This is a genomic window from Protofrankia sp. CiP1_Cm_nod2 (genome assembly GCF_920664355.1).
GTDB lineage: Bacteria > Actinomycetota > Actinomycetes > Frankiales > Frankiaceae > Protofrankia.
This window is the reverse complement of record NZ_CAKKTL010000088.1, coordinates 7088-10625: the sequence shown is the minus strand read 5'-3', so window position 1 is coordinate 10625 and position 3538 is coordinate 7088. Positions and strand designations below refer to the sequence as shown.

At 70.0% G+C, this 3538-nt stretch carries 3 protein-coding genes and 1 pseudogene; 2 read left to right on the top strand and 2 right to left on the bottom strand.

Annotation, left to right across the window (positions count from 1 at the left end; translation table 11 throughout):
* Window positions 1-1042: diaminopimelate epimerase (gene dapF / locus NBW84_RS11880; RefSeq protein ID WP_250284535.1), on the top strand; the 1042-nt coding region annotated here is incomplete at its 5' end.
* A gap of 205 nt (window positions 1043-1247) precedes the next feature.
* On the opposite strand, the gene NBW84_RS11875 is transcribed toward dapF, so the two are convergent.
* Window positions 1248-1682, bottom strand: coding sequence for a CBS domain-containing protein (locus tag NBW84_RS11875; protein WP_250284534.1), 435 nt, complete (start codon window positions 1680-1682; stop codon window positions 1248-1250).
* An 830-nt stretch (window positions 1683-2512) separates the two neighbouring features.
* On the opposite strand from NBW84_RS11875, the gene NBW84_RS11870 reads away from it, so the two are divergent.
* Window positions 2513-3256: a hypothetical protein gene (locus tag NBW84_RS11870; protein ID WP_250284533.1), complete on the top strand. Its 744-nt coding sequence runs from the start codon at window positions 2513-2515 to the stop codon at window positions 3254-3256.
* Window positions 3257-3278: 22 nt separating this feature from the next.
* Here the strand turns inward: NBW84_RS11870 and NBW84_RS11865 are convergent.
* Window positions 3279-3538, bottom strand: a pseudogene (locus tag NBW84_RS11865) (hypothetical protein); the annotation flags it as partial.

Sequence of the window (3538 nt, the reverse complement as noted above, 5' to 3'; positions counted from 1 at the left end):
GTGGACGCCGGCCGGGAGGATTCGCATGAAATTCGAGCTGTTGAAGGCGCACGGTTCCAGCAACGACATATTCGTTGTGGACGGCCGGCCCGAGCGGATTTTCTCGACACCGGCCGAGGTGGCGGATTTCGTCCGGCTCGTCTGTGACCGGCGGGGCCCACTGGGCGGTGACGGCCTGTACTTCGTCGATGATTCACCGGCGGTGCCGGAGGCGTTCTTCTTCAATCCGGACGGGTCGTCGGCCAAACTGTGCGGCAACGGCCTGCGGTGCGTCGGCCGGCTTGTCCTCGAACGCCGGGGGGCCGACGCGCTGGACGTCTCGACAGGTGGCGGGCGGTTCCGGGTGGAGAGGATCCCGCAGGTGGCCGCCGGGGTGTGGAGTGTGGCCGTCGAGCTTCCCCCGGTGACGTTCCGCGCGGCCGACGTCCCGGTCGTGACCACGGGCGCCGAGCACGTCGACACGGTCATCCCGGCGCTGCATCCGGCGCTGCGTCTCACCGGGGTCGCCGTCCCCAATTCGCACCTGGTCGCGGTCGTCGACGACTACGACGAGAACGAGCTGGTCGCGGTGGGAAGCGCGGCGGCGCGCCTGCCGGCGGTTCTCCCGGCGGGCGCCAATGTGTCGTTCGTCCGGCCGCTCACCGCGCCGGGGGAGATCTTCGTCCGTACCTTCGAGCGCGGTGCCGGGCTGACGCTGTCCTGCGGCTCCGGCGTGGTCGCGTCCCGCGCGGTGTACTCGCGGCTCGGCCACGCCCTGGCGGGCGAGGCGCTGCTGGTCCGCAGTCCGGGTGGCTGCGCGCGATCCTTTCTTGTGCCCGCCGCGGATGGCACCCTGACCCCCCGGCTGGAGGGGAACGCGACATTTGTCTACCGCGCCGTCGTCGACGTGGAACAGCTCGCGTACGCCGAACCGGGAGATCTGGACCTCGACGTGCTGACCGACGAGATCTCCGCCTACGACCTGTTCCAGGAGGACAACCTGCGGGCGATCCGCGCCGCCGAACCAGCCCAGCCGAACCAGCCCAGCCGAACCAGTAGGTGAAAAAAGCCGCCCTGGCAGCGTTTTCCACCTACGCGTTCCGCGTCCGTAGGTGGAAAGCGCTGTGATGACGGCTTTTTCTGCCTGCGGCCGGCTCTTTTTCTGCCTGCGGCTGGCTACTGCTGGCCGAGGCGGTAGATGGAAGGCGTCGCCATGGTGGCGCCCTCCACCTACCCGGATGGCGCGGATGGTTCCTATGCGCGGCTGATCAGGCGGGGCGGTCGCTGGGGCCCGACTTGATGGCCTCCACCAACTGGCCCAGCTTCTCCTCGGGCAGCTTCCGCGCGAGGTCCGCTTCGCTGATCATTCCTACCAGCTGGTTGTTCTCGATGACGGGCAGCCTCTTGATCCGGTGCTCCATCATCTGTTGCAGGACCTCGTCGACGTCCGCGCCCGCGTCGATGTAGAACGGCCTGCCCTGGCTGAGCTCCCTGGCCCGGGTCGCCGCCGGGTCCCTTCCTTCGGCGAGACATCTGATCACGATGTCGCGGTCGGTGATGATGCCCTGCAGCCTGTTGTCGTCGCCACAGATCGGCAGGGCGCCGACACCGAGGTCCCGCATCCTGCGGGCGGCGTCGACGAGGGTCTCGCTCTCGCCGATGCACTCGGCGTCCCGGTGCATGATTTCCTGTGCCGTGGTCATGCGGCTCCCTTCCGCGCGCCCGCGTTCTCGCCGCGCGCTTCACGTCTGCGTGACCACCTGGTGGTGCCACCACGTGAGGTGGCCTGTGCTGCCGGGAGGCCTCGGGCGTCCGGGAGGCCGGGGAGCCCGGCTGGACTGGTGGTACCCCGCCATCTCCGGTCGCATGCTGTGCGCGGATATGTTCACGCGTGTGACATGCCTGGTCGCGGGGACGATCTGTGATTGGTTGTCGTCACGGCAGGACTGTTGTCGGATTGGTGACAGGCAGACGAGGAAGGCCGATGACAGACCAGGACCGGACCGGGGCCGGATCGGGATCAGAGGAACTGGTAGCGCTATGACATAGGCCACAAAAACATCGATCCTGGATCACCCAGGGCAATACGGGAGGCAGTGGAACGCCGAGGACCGGCGGGCTGGCGACCCCCTCCGTCGCCAGCCCGCCGGTTTCGGGCTATCTCTTCTCCCCCCGGATACTGCCCCCCCACCTCGGCCCCCCAGCCGAGGTACGCCCCGGCATCTCCAGGTGCCTGCCGGTGGGCGCAGAACAGATCCTGCCGGGCTCGCGGGAGCCCGAACAGGGCGCCCCCGCACCGGAGCAGGGGTGCTCCCCCGAGGTCCGGGCGTTCCGGGGCCCCGGGAGCGCCCGCGGGATCATCGTCGGACGGGATGGGACGGGATGGGACGGGGCATCCCGGCAGACCGTCCGGACCGGCCGCTGGCGGAAGGCGGCGCGGAAGACGGCCTGGAAGGTGATTCGGACATGACAGCCAGCAGGTCTTTTCGTGGCTAGGCTCATCGGGTCGGCATGAAAGGGGCGGCGAAGACGCATGGTCCCACGAGGGATACCGGACGCGGCGACACCGGCGGTCGTCGCGAGGATCGTCGCGGGCGGACGGAGATGGAATCTCGCAGCGGGCCGGCGGCTGACCTTCGGCCGGGCCGGCTGTGACATCCCGTTCGGGGCCGATCCGCAGGATCTGCTTGTCTCCCGCCGGGCCGGGACGCTGGCCGAGAGCGAAGGCGCGATCGTCATCAGCAACACGGGTCGGCATCCCCTGCTCCTACTGACCGCCAGTGGCGACACCCATCACATCGTGTCACCGGGCACGGCCCTGTCCGCCGGGCTGGCCGAGTTCCACATCGTCGCCGTCGGCACGGACGGCGAGCGTCACCAGATCGGCGTCGTCCATCATCGCCGGCGGCAGGTGCACCGCGATCAGGACACGATGCAGATCTCCGTCCGTCTCACCCAGACCGAACGCCTGCTGCTGGTGGCGCTCTGCGAACCGCGGCTGCGTACCGGTGACAACCACGCGCCGTTCGCCACGTACCGGGAGATCGCCCGCCGGGTCAGCCGCGACGACAACTATGTCCGCTCCCGGCTTGCCACCGTGCGCGGCAACCTTGCCGGGCAGGGGATACCCGGGCTGCTGCGGGACGAGCCGGGGCCGGCGTCGCGCCGGCTGCCCGACTACATCGTCCGGCTCGGCGAATGGGTGATCGCCGCTGGTCTGGTGACCGTGGACGACCTTGAGCTCCTGAGCCCGGACGGCTCCAGGCGAGAGGGCTAGGAGGCGACAGAACCAGGGCATGTCAGACGGATCCGCGGTCGTCCGGGTATGGCCCGGGCGGCTGCGGATCCGTCGGGGGTGGCCCGCCTGCGACGGCCTGGGCCGCAGGTGACGGCGTGTCCGTGTCCCGGGCCCGGCGGCGCAGGGCGCGGAAGAACACGCCGCCGCCGATCAGAGCCGCGGCGGCCACCGCGAACACACCGGCCTGGGTACCGGAAACCGGCAGGGCACCGTCCGCGTCCCCGCCGGCTTCCCCGGCCGTGCCCGCGTCGTCGGTGCCGT